Source organism: Micromonospora sp. ATLC16, assembly GCF_057196645.1.
Genome location: NZ_JBXUOW010000155.1, coordinates 1 through 1,441, shown reverse-complemented (window position 1 = coordinate 1,441; position 1,441 = coordinate 1). Strand labels below are relative to the sequence as shown.

The window sequence follows — 1,441 nt, the reverse complement described above, 5'->3', positions numbered from 1 at the left end:
CAACGCCGTTCAGTTAGGGCGGCGGCTGGTTGGTCAAGGGTCGCTGGTGATGACGTCGATGCTGGTGGTGGCTTTGTAGGTGCGGCGATCGATGTTGGGTCCGCGGGCCTGGTATTTGGAGTTCGAGCGTTTGATCATGCGGGCCTTGATCCGGATGCGTCGATCGGGCAGCAGGTCGGCCAGGACGCGTTCACCGATGGCGCCGACCAGGTCGATGACGGTGTCGGCGATGACGCTGGCGGCGAGGGTGATCTGGTCGCGGGCGGCGTTGAGGGCGGTGGTGAAGCTGGCCCGGTCCGGGTCGAGGCCGGGGCGGCTGTCGGTGGCGTCAACCATGGCGGTGCGTAGCAGCTGGTAGACGATCAGCAGGGCGTGGATCTCCTGGTCTACGCCGTCAGGGGTGCGGGCGCGCAGGACCCGGCCGCCGAGGATGGTGGACTTGAGTTCCAGGTAGGCGGTCTCGATTGCCCACCGCTGGTGGTAGAGGCGGACGAGGTCGGCGGCGGGGTAGCGACGTGGGTCGAGCAGGGTGGTGATCAGCCGATATTCGCCGGTGTGGCTGCCGTTGGTGGTGGTGATGCTGATCCGGGCCTCGATCACGCGGACGTGTTGGCCGGCGATGATCGACAGCCAGGAGCCGTCGCGGTAGCGGTGGATCAGCGGGAGTTTCCGGCCGGTCTTGCAGCGGATCAGCAGGTCCGCTCCGGTCGCGGTGAACGCGGTGATCAGGTCGGCGGCGGCGTAGTTGCGGTCGGCCAGCAGCAGCATCCCGGCGCGTAGGCTGCGGGTCAGTCGGTGGGCTTGAGTGATCTCGCCAGTGGTGCTCGGGTCGAACACGGCGTCGATAACCGAGCGGGTGCCGCAGGTCAACAGGACGCTCAGCCGCAGTGTGGGATAGCCGGAGCCGCCGTTGTTGCACCGGTGTTTGACGTAGCGGCGCAGGTTGGCCGTGGAGTCCGCGACAGTGATCAGGGTGCCGTCGATGACGACCGGTAGCAGTCCCCGCCACCGCACCGTGGCGACAGCGCTGGTGGCCGCTGGGCCACGCAGCAGGTCGAACAAGGCCCGTAACGGGGCCGGGCCGAGTCGTTGCCGGGCTTGTCGCAACGCGCTGCCGCACGGGTCGGGAACCTGCAGCCCGCGCAGGCCGGCGACGAGTTTCGCCCATACCTGCCGGTAGCCGCAGTCGGCGAACAGACAGCCGGCCAGCAGCAGATACACCACGACCCGGGCCGGCACCAGGCGGACCCGTCGCTGTGTACGACCGGTCGTGGCCAGCACGTCATCGACCATCTCGAACGGCACAAGGCGGGTCAACTCACCGAGGTGACCCGCCGCGAACGGCCCTGCGGCTACCGTGACCGTCCGGGTTATGGCAATCTGATCCACCGAGCGGGGTTCCTGGTTCAGGTTGTCTTGGAGTGACACACCTTGATACCGG

Annotated in this window: 1 protein-coding gene; it reads right to left on the bottom strand. The window is 67.7% G+C overall.

All coding sequences use genetic code 11. From position 1 onward, the window contains the following. Window positions 1-33: 33 nt before the first annotated feature. On the bottom strand, window positions 34-1,389 hold the full coding sequence (locus AC2CHE_RS26810) for an IS4 family transposase (RefSeq protein ID WP_484507603.1): 1,356 nt from the start codon (window positions 1,387-1,389) through the stop codon (window positions 34-36). Between the last annotated feature and the right edge of the window lie 52 nt (window positions 1,390-1,441).